The sequence below is a fragment of the Streptomyces sp. NPDC053431 genome, from assembly GCF_044544925.1.
Taxonomy (GTDB): Bacteria; Actinomycetota; Actinomycetes; order Streptomycetales; family Streptomycetaceae; genus Streptomyces.
In genome coordinates this window covers 229,981-253,451 of sequence record NZ_JBITXX010000009.1, presented here as the reverse complement: position 1 = coordinate 253,451, position 23,471 = coordinate 229,981, and the positions used below count along the sequence as shown (strand labels likewise).

Here is a 23,471-nt window from a genome sequence, read left to right as displayed (position 1 = left end):
GATCCCTCGCCCGTACGGGCAGCGGCCCCGCACCGGTGTTCCGGTGCGGGGCCGCTCTCCTGCGCCGAGGCGCGGGGTGATCAGTGTGCGAACTCGGGCCTCTCCTTGGGCTTGAGGCCCTTCAGGAGGTTGCGTCGGAGCCATCTGCTCAGGGGCTTCTCCGCCCAGCGGTAGACGGCGTAGGAGAGCAGCAGCATGGCGGTGGTCGTCACGGCCATGGTGCCCCAGGGGCCGAGCCCCGGCACGTGCCGCGTGAGGCCCTTCGCCAGGGGGATGCCGAGGCTCATGTGCACCAGGTAGAAGGGGTACGTCAGCGCGCCCGCGGTGACCAGCCAGCGCCAGCGGATCTTCTTCAGGGGGCCGAGGGAGGCCAGCATCAGGATCGCGAGGAACCCGGTGACGAGCAGGGCGCACAGGGTCCAGGAGACGGTCTTGTCCGTGTTCGACGTGGCCGGGTGCCAGTTCACGCGGATCTGGAGCACGCTGAGCTGGTAGGCCCAGGCCATGGCGAGCAGGAACCACAGCATCAGGTTCTGGCCGAAGCGGCACATGAGGTAGACCGCGATGCCGGCGATGAAGTAGCCGGCGTACGGGCTGAGCACGAACTGGTCGAGCAGCTTGTTCTGGGTGGAGTGGGTGACGAACGCCGCCACCAGCCACACCGTGCAGAAGCCCATCATGCGCTGATAGGTGGTGCCGAACTTCAGGACGACGGCCATCAGCAGGTAGAACCGGGCCTCGACGTCCAGCGTCCAGGCGACGCCGTCGAGGAGGTCGACCTTGAGCGGCCCGGGGAACATCGTCAGGTTGGAGACGACGACCCGCGGATGGACGAGCGACCCGAGGTCGCCGGTCTGCACCGGGATGATCGCCAGGCGCGCGACGAGCAGCAGGATGACGAACCAGTAGGCGGGGAACAGCCGGGAGATCCGGGAGACCGCGAACTGACCCGGGGTGCGGCCCCAGGCGCTCATGCAGATGACGAATCCGCTGATGAGGAAGAACATCTCGACGCCGAGCCAGCCGTACATGGAGGCACGGTGCGCGAGGTACGCGAAGACCTTGGGGGACTCGCCCCAGATGGCCGGATTCGTCGTCCCCAGGAAGTGGAACGCGGCGACGAAGAGACAGGCCGCGAGTCGCAGCCCGTCCACGAGGGCCAGACGCGGCGGCCGTGGCCTGGCGGGGGTGGCGACGGGCGTCGGTTCGCCGCTGCCGACGGCCGGCGGCGGGCCGGGCTTCGGGTCCGCGACGGGTGCCGCGGTGTGGATGGTCATGAGCCCCCCCAGGGATCGGCCGGTCACAGGTGGCCGCCCCTTCCGTCGGCACGCGGACGGCATCCCGGCGCGGACTGGCGGGCGTGGATGAGTGACCGGTGCGAATGGAGGCCTGACTCGTCACAGGATCGGCTGGCCGCGCAGCGCGGAACCGGGCCCGTTATTTGAACGTGGAACCGAAAACCGCGCGGCGCTACTTTTCCCTCCTTTGGACCTCCTGTCAAACACATGTCCTCCCCATGCGGAGGACCCGCCACGTCCTGTGAGGATCGCCACGAAAGGGACAAACGATCACGTTTGGCTGCGAGAGTGGGCGGCGGAGCCCGAACCACCCGAGGAGCACGTCCTTTGGCAGCCATCGCACGATGGTGCATCAAGCACCGCCTCGTCACCGTCCTGCTCTGGCTCCTCGCCCTCGGCGGAGCCGTCACGGGCGCGGCGCTCGCCGGGAACGCGTACTCGAACGACTACGACGTCCCCGGCACCGAGTCCGGCCGTGCCGTCGCCCTCCTCGACAAGGGCTTCCACGGCGCCGGCGGTGACACCGACACCATCGTCTGGCACACCGAGCGCGGCAGCGTGACGGCCCCCGACGTCGAGCAGCGCATGTCCGCGATGCTCAAGAAGGTCGAGGACCTCCCCGGCGTCGCCTCCGTCACCTCCCCGTACGGATCCCTACCGGGCCGGATCAGCGAGGACGGGCACACCGCCTACGCCTCCGTGACCTTCGACGCCAAGGCCTCCGACATCCCGCAGGCCCGGTCCGAAGCCCTCGTCGACACCGCCAAGGCCGCCGCCACGGACACCGTCCAGGTCGAGCTCGGAGGCGAGGCCGTCGGCTCCACCGAGGCCCCCACCGCGCACACCGCCGAGATCGTCGGCGTGGCCGTCGCCGCCGTCGTCCTCTTCCTCGCCTTCGGCTCCCTCGCCGCCTCCGCGCTCCCCATCGCGACCGCCCTGGTCAGCGTGGGCATCGCGTACTCCGGGATCGTGCTCCTCGGCCACGTCATGACGGTCGCCGACTTCGCCCCCATGCTCGGCATGCTCGTCGGCCTCGGCGTCGGGATCGACTACGCGCTGTTCATCGTCACCCGGCACCGCAAGGGCCTGAAACGCGGCCTGCCCGTGGCCGAGGCCGCGCGGACCGCGGTCGCCACCACCGGCCGGGCCGTCGTCTTCGCCGGTGCCACCGTCTGCATCGCCCTGCTCGGCATGCTGATCCTGCGGCTCACCTTCCTCAACGGCGTCGCCATCGCCGCCTGCCTCACCGTCGTCCTCACCGTCGCCGCGTCCGTCACCCTGCTGCCCGCGCTGCTGTCGTTCATCGGCATGCGCGCCCTCAGCCGCAAGGAACGCCGCCGGCTCACCGAGCACGGCCCCGAGCCCGAGCTGCCCACCACCTTCTCCGCCCGCTGGTCCCGCTTCGTCGAGCGCCACCCCAAGCTCCTCGGCGCCGTCGCCGCCGTCGTCATGGCGGTCCTGGCCCTGCCCACCTTCTCGCTCCACCTCGGCAGCTCCGACCAGGGCAACAACCCGGCCACCGCCACCACCCGCAAGGCCTACGACCTGATCGCCGAGGGCTTCGGCCCCGGCACGAACGGGCCGCTCACCCTCGTCGCCCAGCTCGACGGCGCCGACGACCGGGTCGCCCTCGACGCGCTGCCCGCCCAGCTGGCGCACACCAAGGGTGTCGCGTCCGTCTCCCCGGTCACGTACAACCACGGCGGCGACACCGCCGTCCTCACCGTCGTACCCGACTCCTCGCCCCAGTCCGAGGCGACCAGCGGGCTCGTCGACCGGCTCCGCGACGACGTCCTGCCGACCGCCGCGGACGGCACCTCGCTCCAGGTCCACGTCGGCGGTGTCACCGCCTCCTACGACGACTTCGCCGAGATCATCGTCGGCAAGCTGCCGCTCTTCGTCGGCGTCGTGATCGCGCTCGGCTGCGTCCTGCTGCTGCTCGCCTTCCGCTCCCTCGGCATCCCGCTCAAGGCCGCGCTGATGAACGTCGCCGCCGTCGCGGGCGCCTTCGGCGTGGTCGTCACGATCTTCCAGTGGGGCTGGGGCAGCGAGCTGCTCGGCCTCGGCAGCGCCGGGCCCATCGAACCCTTCCTCCCCGTGATCATGGTCTCGGTACTCTTCGGGCTCTCCATGGACTACCAGGTCTTCCTGGTCAGCCGGATGTACGAGGAGTGGCTGGAGACCGGCGACAACCGTCGCGCCGTACGGGTCGGCCTCGCCGAGACCAGCCGGGTGATCAACTCGGCCGCGGTCATCATGATCTCCGTCTTCCTCGCCTTCGTCCTCTCCGGCGACCGACGCGTCGCGATGTTCGGCATCGCGCTCGCCGCCGCCGTCGCCCTGGACGCCTTCGTCCTGCGCACCCTCCTCGTCCCCGCCCTCATGCACATGCTGGGCGGTGCGAACTGGTGGCTGCCGCGCTGGCTCGACCGCCGGCTGCCGCGGATCAGCATCGAGCCGCCCGAGAGCCGGGTCGCCGCCGACGCCCGCGCCGTCGACGCCGGCGCGAAGATACCCGTCCAGCGGGTGATCATGGGCGAGGCGGAGGAGCCCGAGGGGGTCCGCGACCCCGCCGGGTGACGGACCCACCGCCTCCGGCGGCCGGGTGGCCGTGCGGATGAGGCATTCGGGGGCCCGGGTGGCCTGGGTGAGGCATTCCGGGGCCCTCCCTAAGGACCCTCCCGGGGCGCCTAAGGCCCCCCGTACGCCGAACATGCGGCACTCTCCCCATGTGGCCGCACCCCCTGGGAGACGAAGGTAGAGGCATCGCGAGGAGCGATACCGAAACCGGGATCACCCAGGGAGAACACGATGTTCCTGTACGAGCTGCACCGCGCCGAGCACGCCGAGCTGATCCGCCAGGCCGCCACCGCCCGCCTCGCCCGCGAGGCCGTCCGCGCCGCCAGGGCCCGCCGGGCCACCAGGCGCCAGGATCCGGAGGGGCGGGTGAGCGCCGACCGGAACCACTTCACCCGGGCGGCGTGAACCCCGGTGAGCACGTTCCGCGAGACCGGCACCCGCCCGGGCGTCACCCGTAGGGGCGGACCGACGGACGCCTGTGCGATGCTCGGCGCCGTGGAGACCAGGTCAGTCAGCCCCGTCTTCGTCGGCCGCGCCGGCGAACTCACCGCCCTCACCGAGGCGCTCTCCCGCGCGACCGCGGGAGAGCCCCAGGCCCTCCTCGTCGGCGGCGAGGCCGGCGTCGGGAAGACCCGCCTCATCGAGGAGTTCATCGACGCGGCCTGCGCCCAGGGCGCCGTCGTCGCCCTCGGCGGCTGCGTCGAGATCGGCGCCGACGGGCTCCCCTTCGCCCCCTTCTCCACCGCCCTGCGCGCCCTGCACCGCCGGCTCCCCGAGGAACTCGCCGCCGCCGCCGAAGGGCACGTGGGCGAGCTCGCCCGCCTCCTGCCCGAGCTCGGCGACCTCGCCGGCCACGAGCCCGCCGCCGAGGACGCCACCGCCCGTCTCTTCGAGCTGACCGTACGGCTCCTGGAACGCGTCGCCGCCGAACGCACCGTCGTGCTCGTCCTGGAGGACCTGCACTGGGCCGACGCCTCCACCCGGCACCTGCTCGCCTATCTCTTCCGCACCCTGCACCGCGGCCGGATCGTGGTCGTCGCCACCTACCGCGCCGACGACATCCACCGCCGCCACCCGCTGCGCCCCCTGCTCGCCGAACTCGACCGGCTGCGCTCCGTCCGCCGCGTCGAACTCGCCCGCTTCACCCGCGCCGAGGTGCACCGCCAGCTCACCGGCATCCTCGCCGCCGAACCCGACCCCGCCCTCCTCGACGAGGTCTTCGAACGCTCCGACGGCAATGCCTTCTTCGTCGAGGAGCTCGTCGCCTCCCACCACTCCGGCTGCCACGCCGGCTCCCTCAGCGCCTCCCTCCGCGACCTCCTCCTGGTCCGCGTCGAGACCCTCCCCGAGGACACCCAGCGGGTCGTGCGGATCGTCGCCGAGGGCGGCTCCACCGTCGAGTTCGACCTGCTCGCCGCCGTCGCCCGGCTCTCCGAGGACGCCCTCCTCGACGCGCTGCGCGCCGCCGTCGGCGCCAACATCCTGCTCGCCACCCCGGACGGCGACGGCTACCGCTTCCGTCACTCCCTGGTGCGCGAGGCCGTCAGCGACGACCTGCTGCCCGGCGAGCGCTCCCGGCTCAACCGCCGCTACGCCGAAGCCCTGGAGAGCGACCCCGGCCTCGTCCGCGCCGACGAGCGCGCCAACCGGCTCGCCACGTACTGGTACCACGCCCACGACGCCGCCCGCGCCCTGCCCGCCGTCCTGCGCGCCTCCGTGGAGACCCGCAAGCGCTACGCCTACGCCGAGCAGCTGCGGCTCCTGGAACGGGCCATGGAGCTGTGGGACGAGGTTCCCGACGAGGTCCGCGGCGGGCTGCGCCCCATGGACTACGCCGAGGCCTATCCCGCCTGCGGCTGCGACCCCGAGACCCCGCTGCGCTTTCTCGACCTGCTCGCCGAGGCCGCCGTCGCCGCCCGGCTCAGCGGTGAACGCGAACGCGCCCTGCAGATCGGCCGCACCGCGCTGCGGCTGCTCGACGGCGACGAGGAGAGCGACCCGCTGCGCGCCGCCTGGTTCTCCGTCGAGCGGGCCCGCATCCAGTCCAACCTGGGCCGCGGCGACGGCTGGACCGAGATCGCCCGCGCCCAGGAACTCGTCCGCGGCCTGCCGCCGTCCGCCGTGCACGCCGTGGTGCTCGCCGTCGCCGCCGGCTGGGGAATGCTCCGCAACCCCGGCCCCGACGCGCTCGCCGCCGCCGAGCGGGCCGTCGAATACGCCCGCCTGGTGAAGGCCGAGGCGACCGAACTCAACGCCCGACTCACCCTCGGCACCCTCATGGTGGCCGCCGGCGACATCGAGCCCGGGCTCGCCGAGATGCACGAGGTCCGCGAACGGACCATGGCCCTCGGCCAGTTCCACGAGGCCTCCCGCGCCCATGTGAACATCTCCTCCTGTCTCGAAGCGCTGGGCCGCTCCCGCGAGGCCGTGGAGACCGCCACCGCCGGGATCGAGATGTGCGGGGCCCGCGGCCTGGTCGACAGCGCCGGCTGGATCCGCGCCAACCTCGCCGAGTCGCTCCACTCCCTCGGCGCCTGGGACCGCGTCCAGGAGGAGTGCGAACGGCTGCTGCGCACCGGCGCCGCCGGCACCAAGCCGGGCGGCACCGCGCTGCTGCTGCTCGCCCAGCTGGCCGTTGCCCGCGGCGAGCCCGCCGTCGCCGCCGCGCGCCTCGCCGAGGCCGCCGCCCGCTACGGCAGCCGCGACCCGATCCCGCAGTACACCCTGCCCATGGCACACGTCAGGGTCGCCGTCGCCGCGGCCGAGGGCCGCCTCGCCGACGTCCGGACCGAGCTCGCCGCCGCGGTCGAGGCCGGCTTCCCGCCCGGCACCCACCGCTACGGCTGGCCCCTCGTCCTGGCCGCCGTCACCGCCGAGGCCGACGCCCGGGGCCTCCCGGCCGCCGCCGAGGGCCGCGCCGCCGCTCTCGACGTGATCCGCCGCTGCGTCCGGGGCCTGGCCGCCCCCGCGCCCGTCTGGCAGGCCCACTCCCTGCACGTGTCCGCGGAGCTGGCCCGCGCCGAGGGCCGGGACAGCGCCGAACGCCGGGCCGAGGTCGTCGACGCCTTCGCCGCGCTCGACCGCCCCTACGACCTGGCCAGGGCCCGGCACCGGCTCGCCGACGTCCTCCTCGCCGAGGGCGGCCGCCGGGAGGAGGCCGCCGAGCTGCTCCGCGAGGCCCACGCCACCGCCACCGGCCTCGGCGCCCACCCGCTGCGCGAGGACGTCGAGCTGCTCGCGGCCCGGGCGCGCCTCGGCCGGCTGACCGCCGACCGCTCCGCCCCGGGGGAGCCGGGGCCCGGTGACGACGCCTCCGACGCCCCCGACGCCTTCGGCCTCACCCCGCGCGAGCAGGACGTGCTGCGGCTCGTCTCCGAGGGCCGCACCAACCGCCAGATCGCCGAGGAGCTGTTCATCTCACCGAAGACGGCGAGCGTCCACGTCTCCAACATCCTGGCCAAGCTGGGCGTCGCGGGCCGCGGCGAGGCCGCCGCCCTGGCCCACCGCCTGCGCCTCCTGGAGCCCCAGCCCCAGCCTTAGCCCTGGGGCGGCGTGTCCTCCCTGGGTCCTGGCGTCGAACTCCCCGTCGTTGCCCGCGGGGCAGGCGGGAGTTCGACAACAGGGCCTAGGAGCCCGGTTCGGTCGCTGCCTTCGGCTCGGGGGCCGCCTCGACCTCGGGCTCGGGTCCGTTCGCGGCCGCAGGGGCGGCCTCGGCCTCGGGCGCGGTGTCGGGGAGGGTCTCGGGCTGGGCGGCGGCCTCCGGCTCGGCGGCGGCCTCGGCCTCGGGCGCGGTGTCCGGGACGGCGTCCGGCGCGGGCGCGGCGCCCGGTATCCGGACCACGACCTTGCCCGAGGCCAGGTCTATCGGCCCCTTGTGCGGGGCGCCCTCGCCCAGGTCCTCCCTGGTCAGGGCCAGCCGCTGCCGCTCGTCCTCGGTGTGCTTCCGGCCGGGCGCGAACAGCTCTTCCATCAGGTTGAACATCGGTCTCGCCTTCCTACCCGACCTCCAGCCGGAGGATCCGGTCGTCACCGGGCCCGGGCGTGCCCCGGGTGTCGGTCTCGCTGGTCACCAGCCAGAGCCGGGCGCCGCCTCCGGTCGCCAGAACCGTGCGCAGCCGCCCGTACTCGTCCTTGAGGAACGCCCGCGGCTCCCCGGAACGTTCCGCACCGGAGAGCGGGATGCGCCACAGACGCTCGCCCCGCAGCGCGGCCATCCAGATCGCGCCGCGTGCGTACGCGATCCCGCTCGGCGAGGCCTGGTCGGTCGGCCACTGCGCCACCGGGTCCGTGAACCCCGCCCGGCCGGCCCGGCCCTCGACGACCGGCCAGCCGTAGTCGCGGCCGGGCTCGATCAGATTCAGCTCGTCCCAGGTGTTCTGCCCGAACTCCGACGCCCACAGCCGCCCGTCCGCGTCCCAGGCCAGCCCCTGCACATTGCGGTGCCCGTACGAGTACACCACCGAGCCCGGGAAGGGATTGCCGGGCGCCGGCCGGCCCTCCGGAGTCATGCGCAGGATCTTCCCGCCGAGCGAGCCCCGGTCCTGGGCGAGCCCGGTCCGCCCCGTCTCACCCGTCCCCGCGTACAGCATCCCGTCCGGGCCGAAGGCGATCCGCCCGCCGTTGTGGATCAGCCCCTTCGGGAGGCCGGTGAGCACCGGCTCGGGTGCCCCGAGCCGGTCGCCGGCCCCGCCCCCGTAGCGCATGCGCACGATCCGGTTGTCCGAGGCCGCGGTCAGATACGCGTAGACCCAGCCGTCCCGCACCGCGAGGCCCATCAGCCCGCCCTCGCCGCCCGGCACCACCCCCGGCACGACGCCCAGCGAGGTCTGCCGCCCGGTCCGCGCGTCGACGCGGGTGATCGTCCGCTCGTCACGCGAGGAGACGAGGAGGTCGCCGCCGGGGAGCTCGGCCAGGCCCCACGGCGATCGGAGGCCCTCGGTCAGCGTCCCCGCCACCCGGACCCCGCCCGCGGCGACCGACGGCGCCGCCGACGCGGCGGGCGGTGCCGACGAGACGGTCGTCGCAGGCGGGGCGGGCGGAGTGCCCGTCCGGCCTCCCTCCCCGCCCGAGCGCGACGAGCACCCGGTGACGAGCAGCAGCACCGCGGCGGCGCCCGCCGCGCCCGCCGCCCCGACTCGGCCTCGACCCATGGCTTCCGACCCCTTCCGGCGCTGATCCTCCCCTTCTGATACACCGCTCGCGCCGATCGGGTTCCCGGCCCCACGCCGGATCATGCGCTCAGTCCCACGACCCCCGGGGCGCCGGCAGCGCCGCGATCTCCCCGAGGTCCGCCGCGTCGAGCACCAGCTCCGTCGCCCGCGCGTTCTCCACGGCCCACCGTTCCCGCTTGGCGCCCGGGACCGGGATCACGTGCGGGCCCCGGCCGAGCACCCACGCGAGCGCCACCTGCGCCGGCGTCACCCCGTCGCCGTGCCGGGCCGCCACCCGGCGGAGCCCCGCCACCAGCGGCTGGTTGGCCGCCATCATCTCGGCCGTGAACCGGGGGTGCCGGGCCCGCGGGTCGTCCGCCTCGAAACCGCCCCCCGTCGTCAGCGTCCCGGTCAGATAGCCGCAGCCCAGCGGCATCGCGGCCAGGAAGCCCACCCCCCGCGCCGCGCACCAGGGCAGCAGCCGCTCCAGTGCCTCGGGCGACCACACCGACAGCTCGGCCTCGACCGCGCTCACCGGGAAGACCTGCTGGATCCGCTCCAGCTGCCGGATCGTTCCCTCGTAGCCGCCGCCGGGAGCGCCCCGGCGCGTCGAGCGGGCGCCCACCGCGCACAGCCCGAGCGCCCGCACCTTGCCGGCCCGTACCAGCTCGGCCATCGCGCCCCAGGTCTCCTCCACCGGCACCTCGGGATCGGCCCGGTGCAGCTGGTAGAGGTCGATCACGTCCGTCTGCAGCCGGCGCAGCGAGGCGTCGCAGGCCCTGCGCACGTACCCGGGACGCCCGTTGGCCACGATGTGCTGGTCGCCCACGAGCAGTCCGACCTTCGTCGACACGAACGCGTCCGCCCGGCGCTCCTTCAACACCCGCCCGAGCAGCAGCTCGTTGGTGAAGGGGCCGTACATGTCGGCGGTGTCGAGCAGGTTCGCCCCGACGTCCAGGGCCGCGTGCACCGTCCGCAGCGAGCGGTCGCCCCGCCGCTGGGAGGCGCTGTACGCCCAGCTCATCGGCATGCATCCGAGGCCCACCGCACCCACACCGAGCGCCGCCGCCCCGATCGTCCTGCGCTCCACCTGCCGGTACCCCTCCCTGTGCCGCCCCCCAAAGTAACCAATGGCGCCCGGGATTCTTCGCATAGCCTCGCGGACATGACACTCGATGACACCGCCGCTGACGTGTGGCTTCCGATTCCGGCCGATGAGATCGACGGCCTCCCCGCGCCGGGCACGTCGGGCCTGAACTACCGTTTCTGGGACGGCGGTCCCGACTTCCCGGCCGATCCCGCGCGCTGCGCCTTCTACGTCGTGCCGTACATGAAGGGCGAGCGGATCGCGGTGCGCCCGCTGGCCGGGATGAGCTCGCTGCGGGCCGTGCAGACGCTCTCCGCCGGCATCGACCACGTCACCCCCGGCATCGATGCCCTGCGCCCCGGCGTGCGGCTGTGCAACGCCAAGGGCGTGCACGAGGCGAGCACCGCCGAGCTGACGCTCGCGCTGATCCTCGCCTCGCTGCGCGGCATCCCCGGCTTCGTCCGCGGCCAGGAGGCGGAGGAGTGGCGGGCCGGCTTCTATCCGGCGCTCGCCGACAAGTCCGTGCTGATCGTGGGCTACGGGTCGATCGGGGCCGCCATCGAGGACCGGCTCGTTCCCTTCGAGTGCGCGCGGGTCGTGCGCGTCGCGCGCTCCGCGCGTGCCACCGAGCGCGGTCAGGTCCACGCCCTGTCCGAGCTGCCCGCCCTGCTGCCCGAGGCCGACGTGGTCGTGCTGTCCACGCCGCTCACGCCCGACACCCGTCACCTCGCCGACGCCGGCTTCCTCGCCCGGATGAGGGACGGTGCCCTCCTGGTCAACGTGGCGCGGGGCCCGGTCGTGGACACGGCCGCGCTCTTGAAGGAGGTGGAGACCGGCCGGATCACGGCGGCACTCGATGTCACCGACCCGGAACCGCTGCCCGCCGGGCACCCGTTGTGGCACGCTCCGGGTGTCCTGGTCAGCCCCCATGTGGGCGGCTCCACCTCGGCGTTCCTGCCGCGCGCGAAGCGCCTGCTCGCGGCCCAGCTGACCCGGTTCGCGGCGGGCGAGGAGCTGGCGAACGTCGTCCTGACCACCTGAACCGCCGCCCCGGGCCGCCGTCCCGGGCGGCGCCTCGGACGGTCGCCCCGGGCGGCGCCTCGGACGGTCGCCCCGGGCGGTCGCCGCGGGGCCGCCGCGCCCGACCCGTCGCCAGGGCGCGCGCCCCTCGAGTGCGCCGGTCACGAGCCCCCCGCCCGTCACGCAGAGTACTGCACCCCTGTCCCTGAGTGACGATCCTGGTGTATGGTCCCGGGGCGGGGGACTGCGTCGAGAACGGGCAGACGCTGGGGAGCGAAGTGACGGGACACCAGATTCCGAGGGGGGCGACGGGTGAAGCACGGCCGAGTGACCGACGATCCGACGCGGCGGTACCGCCGACGGCCATCCCCCCGCGCCTCGCGGCCGCCCTGCCGGACCAGCCGGTCCCGGACCGGCCCGCCCGCGCGACCGCGCCCGGCGCGACCGGCGTCGGGCACGGCCCGGCCGGCGGCCCCGGCGGCCACGCCGCCGTGCCCCTGCCCCGTGCCGGTGAGCCCCTCGCGGGGGACGACGGCGGTGTGCGGGCCGCGCCGCCGCCCCGCATCCCCGGCGACCCGGCCGGCGCCCGCTGCTCCGGTCACGAGGAGCTCTCCGGCGGCTGCGGCGGCCACGAGGCGGCGGGCTCGGGCCGGCAGCGGGACGCCCTCGGGGCGCAGCCCGCGCACGAGCACCCCGGCGAGGCCCCGGAGCGCGCGGTGACGACCGGGACGCTCGTCCGGCGCCGGCCCGTCACCGGCGGCGGGACCGGGCCGCGGCCCGGTCCCGCGCCCGAGTGGCCGGGCCCCGCCGCCGGGGGAGTGCTCGCCCAGATCGGGCTCGGACTCGTCTGCGGGGGGTACGCCACCGGTGCCGCGCTCGGCTGGGGATCTCCGCAACTCTCCGTCGTGATGGGTGACTTCGGGCTGAGCGCCGCCGCGCTCGCCGCCGCCGTCTCCTGCCTGCTCTACGCCCGCGGGCACCACCGCAGCTTCCGTCCCGCGTGGCTCCTGTTCGCCTTCTCCTCCTTGATGGCCGCCGCCGGGAACGCGGTCTGGGGGTGGTACGAGGTCGTGCTGCGGACGGAGGTGCCCAGCCCCTCCGTCGCGGACGTCTGCTTCCTGCTCTTCGCCCCGCCCGCCATCGTCGGCCTGCTCGTCCTGGCCAAACGGCCCGTGACCCGGGCCGGCTGGGTGTGCCTCGGGCTCGACGCCTGGCTCATCGGCGGCTCGCTGCTCACCCTGTCGTGGAGCCTCGCCCTCGCGCAGACCGCGTACGTGCCGGGCGAGAGCGTGGCCCGCGCCGCGCTCTCCCTCGCGTACCCGCTCCTCGACATCGTCCTGGTCAGCATGGTGCTCGCGCTGCACTTCCGGCGCTCGCACGTCAACCGCTCGGCGATCAACACGGCCATCGCGGCGCTCGCCCTCACCGTGCTGTGCGACGCGCTGTTCACCTCGCCGCTGCTGCGCGAGCACTACAGCTCGGGACAGCTCCTGGACGCCGGCTGGTTCGCCGGCTCGCTGCTGCTCGCCTACGCGCCCTGGGGCGTGCGCCGCCCCGTCGACGTGCCGCCCGCCGCCCGCGTCCGGCAGCCGCACAGCCGCCCGCTGGCGGGCTCGCTCGCCGCCCTCACGCCCTACCTCGCGGCGGCGGTCTGCACCCTCGGCATCCTGTACAACGTCGTCGAGGGACGCAGGGTGGACCGCGTCGTCGTCCTCACCGGCTGCGCGGTCGTGCTCGCCCTGGTCGTCCGGCAGGGCATCATGCTGCTCGACAACATCGCCCTCACCCACGAACTGGCCCAGAAGGAGAACCACTTCAGGTCCCTCGTGCAGGGCTCCAGCGACGTCATCATGATCGCCGCGCCCACCGGCATACTCCGCTACGTGAGCCCCGCCGCCTCCGGCGTCTACGGCCGCGAGGCGGAGGAGCTCATCGGCTCCGAGCTGGCCTCCCTCATCCACCCCGACGACCTGGGCGGCGTGGTCCACGAGGTACGCCGTTTCCTGGCCGCCCCGCCCGCGGAGGAGCCCACCACCCGGATCGAGTGCCGCTTCCGCTCCGGCCGGGGCGAGTGGCTCAACGTGGAGTCCACCGTCAACCGCCACCAGGGCGGACTGATCTTCAACAGCCGTGACGTGACCGAACGGGTCCGGCTCCAGGCCCAGTTGCGGCACAACGCGGAGCACGACCCGCTCACCGACCTGCCCAACCGGGCCCTGTTCACCGAACGGGTCCGGGGCGCGCTGAGCGGCCGCCGGGCCTCCGACCCCGGCACCGCCGTGCTCTTCATCGACCTGGACGGCTTCAAGGGCGTCAACGACCGCCTCGGGCACCAGGCCGGCGACGAGCTGCTGATCCAGGCCGCCCGCCGGCTCCAGGAGTCCGTACGCGCCGGGGACACGGCCGCGCGGCTCGGCGGCGACGAGTTCGCCGCCCTCATCCTCGGCGACGGCACCCGCGACCGGGCCGACCGCGAGTGCCGCGTGCACGAGATCGCCGACCGGCTCCGGCTGAAGCTCTCCCAGCCGTACCGCCTGGAGGGCGGCAACGAGGTGCGGGTCGCCGCCTCCATCGGCGTCGCCTTCGCCGAGCCCGGCCTCGGCGCCGGGGACCTGCTGCGGAACGCCGACCTCGCGATGTACCGGGCCAAGGCGGCCGGAAAGGACCGCGTCGAGCTCTACGCCCCGCAGATGCAGGCCGAGGTGGTGCGCCGCACCGAGCTCGCCGCCCGGCTGCGCACCGCCCTGCACGACGGCGAGTTCGCCCTGCTGCACCAGCCCGTGGTGGACCTCGCCACCGGCCGGATCGCCGCCGTCGCCGCCCAGGCCCGCTGGCGCTCCGCCCAGGGCATCCTCTTCACCCCGGCCGAGTTCCTGCGGGCCGCCGACGACGGCGAGCGCACGGCCGAGCTGGGCCGCTGGCTGCTCGAAGAGGCCGTCGAGCAGGCCGCCGAGCGGGCCGGGATCGGCCATCGCACCCCGGTGACCATCCGGCTGTCCGCGCGCCGGCTGCTCGACCGCTCGCTGCCGCTCGGCTCCGTCGAGTCCCTGCTCACCCGGCACGGGCTGCCGTCCGGGTCGCTGATCATCGAGCTCGCCGACAGCGACCCCCGGGACCCCCGGGTCACCTTCGACGAGCTGGAGCAGCGCCTGGCCGCGCTGCGCCGACTCGGCGTCAAGATCTCCCTCGACGGATTCGGCAGCGGACACGCCGCGATCAACGCCCTGCGGCGCCTCCCGGTCGACATACTGAAACTGGACCGGGGTCTCGTCGAGGGCATCGTGGAATCGGCCAGACTGCGCAAGATCACCAGCGGCCTGCTGCGCATCGCCGGCGACCTCGGGATGCAGTCGGTCGCCGACGGGGTGGACATGCCCGAGCAGGTGCTCGCCCTGCGCGCCATGGGCTGCACCCATGGTCAGGGCATGGCCTTCTCCGGTCCGCTCGACGAGTACCGGCTGCGCCGCGCCCTCGTCAGGGACGAGTACCCGCTGCCCCGGCCCGTCCCGGTGACCGCCGGAAACCGTCCCCCGTTGCGCTCAAATAATGAGACGCCCGTCCCACCCACTTGACAGTGACGGCGCGTCGGGGGGAGGGTCAGTGCCATGCGCACCCGAATTCTCGTACTTGGAAAGCGCGTCGGCTGAGGCAGGCCAAGAGAAGGCCCGCCTGAAACGCTCCCGACGCGCTCCCCTCGCTTGCCTCCCGGCACGAGGGGTTTTTTGTTGCACCGGCTCACCCCGAAGTCGTACCAAACCCTCGCAAAACGCCTCGCACACCACCTGGCACCAACCCTCTGCTTCGAGAAGAGAACGCTGATGACCGAGCAGGCCACCGGGCACCATCCGCAGCCGCGCACCCGCAGCGGCGCACCGTCCGCCACCACCGTCGAGCACGTGACGGGTGCGCAGTCCCTCATTCGCTCTCTCGAGGAAGTGGGCGCCGACACCGTCTTCGGCATCCCGGGCGGCGCGATCCTCCCGGCGTACGACCCGATGATGGACTCGAAGCGGGTGCGCCACATCCTGGTCCGCCACGAGCAGGGCGCGGGCCACGCCGCCACCGGTTACGCGCAGGCCACCGGCAAGGTCGGCGTCTGCATGGCGACCTCGGGCCCGGGTGCCACCAACCTGGTCACGCCGATCGCCGACGCCCACATGGACTCCGTCCCGCTGGTCGCGATCACCGGCCAGGTCGCCTCCAAGGCGATCGGCACGGACGCCTTCCAGGAGGCGGACATCTGCGGCATCACGATGCCGATCACGAAGCACAACTTCCTGGTGACCAAGGCCGAGGACATCCCGCGGACCATCGCCGAGGCCTTCCACATCGCCGCCACCGGCCGTCCCGGCCCGGTCCTGGTCGACATCGCGAAGGACGCCCTCCAGGCGAAGACCGTCTTCAGCTGGCCGCCGCAGACCGACCTGCCCGGCTACCGCCCGGTCACCAAGCCGCACGCCAAGCAGATCCGCGAGGCGGCCAAGCTGATCACCTCCGCGAAGCGGCCGGTCCTCTACGTCGGCGGCGGCGTCCTGAAGGCCGGCGCCACCGCCGAGCTGAAGATCCTCGCGGAGCTCACCGGCGCCCCGGTCACCACCACCCTGATGGCCCTGGGCGCGTTCCCCGACAGCCACCCGCTGCACGTGGGAATGCCGGGCATGCACGGTGCGGTCACCGCCGTCACCGCGCTGCAGAAGGCCGACCTGATCGTCGCCCTCGGCGCCCGCTTCGACGACCGCGTCACCGGCAAGCTGGACAGCTTCGCCCCGTTCGCCAAGATCGTCCATGCCGACATCGACCCGGCCGAGATCGGCAAGAACCGCGCCGCCGACGTCCCGATCGTCGGTGACGCCCGCGAGGTCATCGCCGACCTGGTCCAGGCCGTCCAGGCCGAGCACAGCGAGGGCCACAAGGGCGACTACACCGCCTGGTGGAGCGACCTCAACCGCTGGCGCGAGACCTACCCGCTCGGCTACGACCTGCCGGAGGACGGCAGCCTCTCGCCGCAGCAGGTCATCGAGCGCATCGGCAAGCTCGCGCCCGAGGGCACGATCTTCGCCGCCGGCGTCGGCCAGCACCAGATGTGGGCCGCCCACTTCGTCGACTACGAGAAGCCGCGCACCTGGCTCAACTCCGGCGGCGCCGGAACGATGGGCTACGCGGTCCCGGCCGCCATGGGCGCCAAGGCCGGCGAGCCGGACCGCACGGTCTGGGCGATCGACGGCGACGGCTGCTTCCAGATGACCAACCAGGAACTGGTCACCTGCGCGCTGAACAACATCCCGATCAAGGTCGCCATCATCAACAACGGCGCCCTCGGCATGGTCCGTCAGTGGCAGACCCTGTTCTACAACCAGCGCTACTCCAACACGGTGCTGCACTCCGGCCCGGACGACGTCAACCCGGACGCGCGGGGCACCCGCATCCCGGACTTCGTCAAGCTGTCCGAGGCCATGGGCTGTGTCGCCCTGCGCTGCGAGAGCCCGGCCGACCTCGACAAGGTCATCGAGGAGGCCAACGCCATCAACGACCGCCCGGTCGTGATCGACTTCATCGTCCACGAGGACGCCCAGGTCTGGCCGATGGTCGCCGCCGGCACCTCCAACGACGAGGTCATGGCCGCCCGGGGCGTCCGCCCCGACTTCGGCGACGGCGAAGACGACTGAAGCGCAGAGCGAAGGAAGAGACCCACACCATGTCCACCAAGCACACGCTCTCGGTCCTGGTCGAGAACACGCCCGGCATCCTCGCCCGGATCGCCGCCCTGTTCTCCCGCCGCGGCTTCAACATCGACTCGCTCGCCGTCGGTGTCACCGAGCACCCCGACATCTCCCGCATCACCATCGTGGTCAATGTCGAGGACCTGCCGCTGGAGCAGGTGACCAAGCAGCTCAACAAGCTGGTCAACGTCCTGAAGATCGTCGAACTCGAGCCCAGCGCCGCGATCCAGCGCGAGCTCGTCCTGGTGAAGGTCCGCGCCGACAACGAGACCCGCTCCCAGATCGTCGAGATCGTCCAGCTGTTCCGCGCCAAGACCGTGGACGTCTCGCCCGAGGCGGTCACCATCGAGGCCACCGGTTCGAGTGACAAGCTCGAGGCGATGCTGAAGATGCTGGAGCAGTTCGGCATCAAGGAGCTCGTCCAGTCGGGCACGATCGCCATAGGGCGCGGTTCCCGGTCCATCACGGACCGGTCCCTGCGGGCCCTCGACCGCAGCGCCTGACAGAGAGCCTTACCGTCACGACGGGTCGACCGCCGGTCCATTCGGCGGTCCGCCTGGCGAGACCCGAAAACCTTCCTCCCGCACCCCGCCGTACGGTGGGAGCAACACCAGCACCTCAAGGAGATTCCCAGTGGCCGAGCTGTTCTACGACGACGACGCCGACCTGTCCATCATCCAGGGCCGCAAGGTCGCGGTGATCGGTTACGGCAGCCAGGGCCACGCCCACGCGCTGTCGCTCCGTGACTCGGGTGTCGACGTCCGCGTCGGTCTGCACGAGGGCTCCAAGTCCAAGGCGAAGGCCGAGGAGCAGGGCCTGCGCGTGGTGACTCCGGCCGAGGCCGCCGCCGAGGCCGACGTCATCATGATCCTGATCCCGGACCCGATCCAGGCCCAGGTCTACGAGGCGTCCATCGCCCCCAACCTGAAGGACGGCGACGCGCTGTTCTTCGCCCACGGCTTCAACGTCCGCTTCGGCTTCATCAAGCCCCCGGCCGGCGTCGACGTCGCCCTGGTCGCCCCGAAGGGCCCGGGCCACCTGGTCCGCCGCCAGTACGAGGAGGGTCGCGGCGTCCCCGCGATCGCCGCCGTCGAGCAGGACGCGACCGGCAACGCCTTCGCCCTGGCCCTGTCCTACGCCAAGGCCATCGGCGGCACCCGCGCCGGCGTCATCAAGACGACCTTCACCGAGGAGACCGAGACCGACCTCTTCGGCGAGCAGGCCGTGCTGTGCGGTGGCGCCAGCGCCCTGGTCAAGGCCGGCTTCGAGACCCTGGTCGAGGCCGGTTACCAGCCGGAGATCGCCTACTTCGAGTGCCTCCACGAGCTGAAGCTGATCGTGGACCTCATGTACGAGGGCGGCCTGGAGAAGATGCGCTGGTCCGTCTCCGAGACGGCCGAGTGGGGCGACTACATCACCGGCCCGCGCATCATCACGGACGCCACCAAGGCCGAGATGAAGAAGGTCCTCACCGACATCCAGGACGGCACCTTCGCCAAGAACTGGATGGACGAGTACCACGGCGGTCTGAAGAAGTACAACGAGTACAAGACCCAGGACGAGAAGCACCTCCTGGAGACCACCGGCAAGGAGCTGCGCAAGCTCATGAGCTGGGTGAACGACGAGGAGGCGTAAGCCTCCGGGCACGGGGCCGGACATGCTGTCCGGCCCCGCGCCACTTCCTTGGACACCCCGTCCAACCACGGACGGGTGATCCTTCCAACGAGGCGTACGAGCGGCGCCGACGCACCACTACACTGCTCAACAACATCGCGTCTGGCCCACAGCGTCGTGCGCTTTCACGCGGCAAGCCCCCTCCACCGCTGCGGCCGTCGGGACGGCCGTCCGCACTGCCTTTGTGAGGACTCACGTGAGCTCGAAACCTGTCGTACTCATCGCTGAAGAGCTGTCGCCCGCCACCGTCGACGCGCTGGGACCGGACTTCGAGATCCGGCACTGCAACGGCGCCGACCGCGCCGAGCTGCTCCCCGCGATCGCCGATGTCGACGCCATCCTGATCCGCTCCGCGACCAAGGTCGACGCGGAGGCCATCGCCGCCGCCCGGAAGCTGCGGGTCGTCGCCCGCGCCGGTGTCGGCCTCGACAACGTGGACGTCTCCGCCGCCACCAAGGCCGGCGTGATGGTCGTGAACGCCCCGACCTCCAACATCGTCACCGCCGCCGAGCTCGCCTGCGGTCTGCTCGTCGCCACCGCGCGCAACATCCCGCAGGCCAACACCGCGCTGAAGAACGGCGAGTGGAAGCGCTCGAAGTACACCGGCGTCGAGCTCAGCGAGAAGACCCTCGGTGTCGTCGGCCTCGGCCGCATCGGCGTCCTGGTCGCCCAGCGGATGTCGGCCTTCGGCATGAAGATCGTCGCGTACGACCCCTACGTGCAGCCGGCCCGTGCCGCCCAGATGGGGGTGAAGCTGCTGGCCCTGGACGAGCTCCTGGAGGTCGCCGACTTCATCACCGTCCACCTGCCCAAGACCCCGGAGACCCTCGGTCTCATCGGTGACGAGGCGCTGCACAAGGTCAAGCCCTCGGTCCGGATCGTCAACGCCGCGCGCGGCGGGATCGTGGACGAGGCGGCGCTGTACTCGGCGCTGAAGGAGGGCCGGGTCGCCGGCGCGGGCCTCGACGTGTACGCCAAGGAGCCCTGCACGGACTCCCCGCTCTTCGAGCTCGACCAGGTCGTCTGCACCCCGCACCTGGGCGCCTCCACGGACGAGGCCCAGGAGAAGGCCGGTATCGCGGTGGCCCGCTCGGTGCGCCTGGCGCTCGCGGGCGAGCTGGTCCCGGACGCGGTCAACGTCCAGGGCGGCGTCATCGCCGAGGACGTGAAGCCGGGTCTGCCGCTGGCCGAGAAGCTCGGCCGGATCTTCACGGCGCTGGCCGGCGAGGTCGCGGCCCGTCTCGACGTCGAGGTCTACGGCGAGATCACCCAGCACGACGTGAAGGTGCTCGAACTCTCCGCGCTCAAGGGTGTGTTCGAGGACGTGGTCGACGAGACCGTGTCGTACGTCAACGCGCCGCTGTTCGCGCAGGAGCGCGGTGTCGAGGTGCGCCTGACCACGAGCTCCGAGTCGCCCGACCACCGCAACATGGTCACCGTGCGCGGCACGCTCGGGAACGGCCAGGAGGTCTCGGTCTCCGGCACGCTGGCGGGTCCGAAGCACCTGCAGAAGGTCGTCGCGGTCGGCGACTACGACGTGGACCTGGCGCTCGCCGACCACATGGTCGTGCTGCGCTACGAGGACCGGCCCGGTGTGGTCGGCACGGTCGGCCGGATCCTCGGCGAGGCCGGTCTGAACATCGCGGGCATGCAGGTCTCCCGTACGGAGGAGGGCGGCGAGGCGCTGGTCGTGCTCACCGTCGACGACACGGTCCCGGCGAACGTGCTCTCCGAGATCGCGGAGGAGATCGGCGCGACCTCGGCGCGCTCGGTCAACCTGGTCTGATCACACGGAGCGGTCCCGTCGCGGCGCCCCGCCCGTCGAGCCGCTGAACGGCTACCCGTACCCGCCCCCTAGACGCACGTCTTAGACAAGCGTCTAGGGGGCGGGTACAGTGCTGTCCATGGGACACAAGGAAGATCTGCTCGAAGGCGCCAAGCGCTGCCTCCTGGAGAAGGGCTACACCCGGACGACCGCCCGTGACGTGGTCGCCGCCTCCGGCACCAACCTCGCCTCCATCGGCTACCACTACGGCTCCAAGGACGCCCTGCTCCAGCAGGCCTTCCTCGCCCTCACCGAGGAGTGGGGCGAGGCCGCCTCGGCGGCGGGCGCGGAGGGCGAACGGCCCCTGCCCGCCGACCCGTACGAGCGCTTCCGCGCCGTCTGGGAGCAGGTCATCGCCGGCGCCGAGGCCGCCCGCCCCGTCTGGAAGCTCCAGACGGAGATCGTCACCCGCCTGGACGACGACGAGAAGCTGCGCGAGGCCATCAAGGAGCCCCAGCGCGAGGGGCGCCTCGGCATGGCCCAGGGCTTCCTCGGCATCGACCCCGAGAAGGACCCCGAGAAGGCCCGCCTGGCCGGACTGCTCTGCCAGGCCCTCGCGACCGGGGTCATGATCCAGTGGCTGGTCGACCCGGAGACCGCCCCCAGCGCCGACGACCTCACGGCCGGGCTCAAGGTGCTGATGGGGCAGGACAGCTGATCACCACCTTCGCCCGCGGGTGCTCGCCCTCGACGTACCGCAGGGCCCGGTCCGTCTCGGCCAGCGGATAGCTCCGCTCGACCACGGGGACGATCCGGCCCTCCTCGGCGAGCTCCCGCAGCGTCGCCAGGTTCTCCGCGCTCGGCGCCGCGGTGAGCACCCGGATCCGCCCGCGGGTGAACAGGGACGCCGTCTGCCCCTGGACGATGAGCCCCAGGGGCCCGACCAGACTGCCGCCCTCGAAGACGCCCCCGCCCGCCAGGACGAGCGTCCCCTCCGGCGCGAGCGCCCGCCGGTACTCGCCCAGGGAGCGGTTGCCCACGAGGTCGAGGAGCAGGTCGTAGCGCTCGGTCCCCTGGGTGAAGTCCTCCCGCGTGTAGTCGATCACCCGGTCCGCGCCGAGCCCGCGGACCAGCTCCGCGTTCCGCGTACTGCACACCCCCGTCACCTCGGCGCCGTACGCCTTCGCGATCTGCACGGCGAAGGTGCCGACCCCCCCCGACGCGCCGTTGACCAGCACCTTCATGCCCGGTCGCAGCCGGCCGAGGTCGCGCAGCCCCATCAGTGCGGTGTTGCCCGCCAGCGGTATCGCCGCCGCCTGCCCGAAGCTCAGGCCGGCGGGTCTTCGCCCCACCACGTCCTGCGCCGCGCACACGTACTCGGCGAAGGCGCCGTCGGCCTCCCCGAACACCTCGTCACCCGGCCTGAACCGGCTCACGCCCCCGCCCACCGCCGTGACCACCCCGGCGAAGTCCCTCCCCCTGATCCGCGCCTTCGGCCGCCGCAGCCCCAGCGCCAGCCGCGCCACGTACGGGTCGCCCCGCATCAGATGCCAGTCCGCCGCGTTGACCGAGGCCGCGTGCACGCGCACCAGCACCTCGTGCTCCCCCGGCACCGGCGCGTCGATCTCCCGGAACTCCAGCACGTCCGCCGACCCGTACCGGTCCTGCACCCACGCCTTCACCGCAACCGCCCCCTCCGACTCCCCGGCTCCCGGCACCCGGACGCCCCTGCACCCGGACGCCCTGGCACCCGACTTCCGGCACCCCGACTTCCGGCACCCCGGCACCAGGCTCCCCGGCACCAGGTTTCCCGACTCCCCTCGACGGTAGGGGTCCTGACATGCCGTGGGATATCGGGGACACCCCCCAAAGACCCCCGATCGCTCCCTAGGGGGCCTCTCGCCGTTCCCGCCCGGTGCCCGGCGAGGCCGCCTCGACGGTCACAGCTTCGCCGCCTTCAGTGCCATGTGCAGCAGCAGGCGGTCCTCGCCCGCGTCCAGGTCGAGACCGGTGAGCTGTTCGACGCGGGAGAGGCGGTAGTAGAGCGTCTGGCGGTGGATGCCGAGGGCCGTCGCCGTGCGGCCCGCCTGACCCGCGTGGTCCAGGAACACCTCGGCCGTGCGGGCGAGTTCGGCGTGCGCGGGGGCCAGCAGGCCCCGGACGGCCGGGTCGGGCTCGGTCGTCGGGAGCGCCGTCAGCATCCGGTACGGGCCGAGGGCCGCCCACTCGGCGAGCGGGCCCAGGTGCGGCTGGGCGGTCGCCGCCCGGGCCGCCGAGACGGCCTCGCGCCAGGACACGTCGAGGTCCGCGAGCCCGCGGCGGGGCGCGGCGATCCCGGCGACCGCCGTCGGCCCCGCCGTACCGCGCAGCCGGCCGGCGGCTCCGGCGGCGGGGGAGAGGTTGTCGGCCGACCGCAGCCGCACGAGCGCGGCGAGCGCCCGCGCGGCGCCTCCCTCGCCCGCCCCGGCCAGGGCCCCCGGCCGGCTCCAGGGCAGGGTGCACAGCGCCGCCGCGCCCGGCACCGTGCGCGGGGAGGGCGAGTCCTCGTCCGGCCAGGGGGCGAGGCAGACCAGGGCGTGCAGGCCGTCGGCGTCCGGGCCGAGGGCGGTGCGCAGGGCGGTGACGGCCATGTCGTACTGCCAGCCGCGCTCGGCCGTCAGGGCGGCACGCAGTTCCCGCGAGAGGTCCGCCCCGGCACGTTCCTCGTCGGCGAGGAGGTCGCCGATCCGGGCGGCGACCTCCATGGCGGCGGTCAGCTGCGCGTGCGAGGGGCCCGGCTCGGCGTCGAGCAGCCACACGTAGCCGAGGACGACCCCCCGATGGCGTACCGGCAGGCAGATCCGGTCGCGGAAGACGCCCGCGTCCGGGGCGGCCGGGATGCGGACCGGGCCGGTCGCCCGGGTGATGCCGAAGCCCTCGAACCAGGCGCGGACCGCCGGGGTGGACTTCCTGGTGAGGATCGACCGGGTGCGGACCGGGTCCATGGCGCTGTCGTCGTCGCTGTCGTGGGCGCCGAAGGCGATCAGGCCGAAGTCGCGGTTCTCCAGGGTGGCCGGGGCGCCGAGCAGCGCCGAGATCTCGTCCACCAGGTCCTGGTAATCGCCCTTCACGGCGCCATTCTCGCACCGCCGCAGCGGTTCTTCAGACAGATGTCTGAGGGCGGGGCCACGGATGCGT

16 protein-coding genes are annotated in these 23,471 nt (G+C 73.2%); 10 read left to right on the top strand and 6 right to left on the bottom strand.

All coding sequences use genetic code 11. The features are described from left to right. Positions 1-80 precede the first annotated feature (80 nt). On the bottom strand, positions 81-1,277 hold the full coding sequence (locus tag ACIGXE_RS22595) for an acyltransferase family protein (protein ID WP_399750049.1): 1,197 nt from the start codon (positions 1,275-1,277) through the stop codon (positions 81-83). Between the two features lie 348 nt (positions 1,278-1,625). Here ACIGXE_RS22595 and ACIGXE_RS22590 point away from each other — a divergent pair, with 348 nt between their 5' ends. The 3 genes from ACIGXE_RS22590 (at position 1,626) to ACIGXE_RS22580 (ending at position 7,418) form a co-directional block, all read left to right on the top strand. Further along, on the top strand, positions 1,626-3,878 hold the full coding sequence (locus ACIGXE_RS22590; protein ID WP_399750047.1) for an MMPL family transporter: 2,253 nt from the start codon (positions 1,626-1,628) through the stop codon (positions 3,876-3,878). A gap of 231 nt (positions 3,879-4,109) precedes the next feature. Then, a complete protein-coding gene (locus ACIGXE_RS22585) occupies positions 4,110-4,283 on the top strand; it encodes a hypothetical protein (RefSeq protein WP_399750046.1) in 174 nt (57 codons plus the stop codon). A 78-nt stretch (positions 4,284-4,361) separates the two neighbouring features. Beyond that, positions 4,362-7,418, top strand: coding sequence for an AAA family ATPase (locus ACIGXE_RS22580; RefSeq protein WP_399750153.1), 3,057 nt, complete (start codon positions 4,362-4,364; stop codon positions 7,416-7,418). A gap of 85 nt (positions 7,419-7,503) precedes the next feature. On the opposite strand, the gene ACIGXE_RS22575 is transcribed toward ACIGXE_RS22580, so the two are convergent. The 3 genes from ACIGXE_RS22575 to ACIGXE_RS22565 all read right to left on the bottom strand — a co-directional run bounded on the left by ACIGXE_RS22575 (position 7,504) and on the right by ACIGXE_RS22565 (position 10,118). Continuing rightward, positions 7,504-7,860: a DUF6191 domain-containing protein gene (locus ACIGXE_RS22575; protein ID WP_399750044.1), complete on the bottom strand. Its 357-nt coding sequence runs from the start codon at positions 7,858-7,860 to the stop codon at positions 7,504-7,506. Between the two features lie 13 nt (positions 7,861-7,873). Beyond that, positions 7,874-9,028 (bottom strand): PQQ-dependent sugar dehydrogenase, encoded by a 1,155-nt coding sequence (locus ACIGXE_RS22570; RefSeq protein ID WP_399750042.1) that lies wholly within the window; start codon positions 9,026-9,028, stop codon positions 7,874-7,876. An 88-nt stretch (positions 9,029-9,116) separates the two neighbouring features. Then, on the bottom strand, positions 9,117-10,118 hold the full coding sequence (locus ACIGXE_RS22565) for an aldo/keto reductase (protein WP_399750040.1): 1,002 nt from the start codon (positions 10,116-10,118) through the stop codon (positions 9,117-9,119). 75 nt (positions 10,119-10,193) lie between these two features. On the opposite strand from ACIGXE_RS22565, the gene ACIGXE_RS22560 reads away from it, so the two are divergent. The 7 genes from ACIGXE_RS22560 (at position 10,194) to ACIGXE_RS22530 (ending at position 21,012) form a co-directional block, all read left to right on the top strand. Beyond that, positions 10,194-11,156 (top strand): 2-hydroxyacid dehydrogenase, encoded by a 963-nt coding sequence (locus ACIGXE_RS22560; protein WP_399750038.1) that lies wholly within the window; start codon positions 10,194-10,196, stop codon positions 11,154-11,156. 797 nt (positions 11,157-11,953) lie between these two features. Next, positions 11,954-14,707 carry a putative bifunctional diguanylate cyclase/phosphodiesterase gene (locus tag ACIGXE_RS22555; protein WP_399750151.1) on the top strand — a complete coding sequence of 918 codons (2,754 nt, stop codon included), beginning with the start codon at positions 11,954-11,956 and terminating at the stop codon, positions 14,705-14,707. A gap of 246 nt (positions 14,708-14,953) precedes the next feature. Then, positions 14,954-16,801, top strand: a complete 1,848-nt coding sequence (locus tag ACIGXE_RS22550) for an acetolactate synthase large subunit (protein ID WP_399750036.1) — start codon at positions 14,954-14,956, stop codon at positions 16,799-16,801. 29 nt (positions 16,802-16,830) lie between these two features. Continuing rightward, positions 16,831-17,358: an acetolactate synthase small subunit gene (gene ilvN, locus ACIGXE_RS22545; protein WP_015036373.1), complete on the top strand. Its 528-nt coding sequence runs from the start codon at positions 16,831-16,833 to the stop codon at positions 17,356-17,358. A 130-nt stretch (positions 17,359-17,488) separates the two neighbouring features. Continuing rightward, entirely contained in the window at positions 17,489-18,490 is a 1,002-nt protein-coding gene (ilvC, locus tag ACIGXE_RS22540; RefSeq protein WP_365338012.1) for a ketol-acid reductoisomerase, read from the top strand. A 235-nt stretch (positions 18,491-18,725) separates the two neighbouring features. After that, on the top strand, positions 18,726-20,315 hold the full coding sequence (serA, locus tag ACIGXE_RS22535; protein ID WP_399750033.1) for a phosphoglycerate dehydrogenase: 1,590 nt from the start codon (positions 18,726-18,728) through the stop codon (positions 20,313-20,315). A gap of 118 nt (positions 20,316-20,433) precedes the next feature. Next, positions 20,434-21,012 (top strand): TetR/AcrR family transcriptional regulator, encoded by a 579-nt coding sequence (locus tag ACIGXE_RS22530; RefSeq protein ID WP_399750031.1) that lies wholly within the window; start codon positions 20,434-20,436, stop codon positions 21,010-21,012. On the opposite strand, the gene ACIGXE_RS22525 is transcribed toward ACIGXE_RS22530, so the two are convergent. Continuing rightward, complete coding sequence (locus ACIGXE_RS22525; RefSeq protein ID WP_399750029.1) at positions 20,984-21,976, bottom strand: NAD(P)-dependent alcohol dehydrogenase; 993 nt, start codon at positions 21,974-21,976, stop codon at positions 20,984-20,986. The two genes, ACIGXE_RS22530 and ACIGXE_RS22525, sit on opposite strands and share 29 nt — an antisense overlap. Positions 21,977-22,234: 258 nt before the next feature. Then, the gene (locus tag ACIGXE_RS22520) at positions 22,235-23,404 is read right to left on the bottom strand and encodes a PucR family transcriptional regulator (RefSeq protein ID WP_399750027.1); all 1,170 of its coding nucleotides are present in this window, start codon (positions 23,402-23,404) and stop codon (positions 22,235-22,237) included. Positions 23,405-23,471 lie beyond the last annotated feature (67 nt).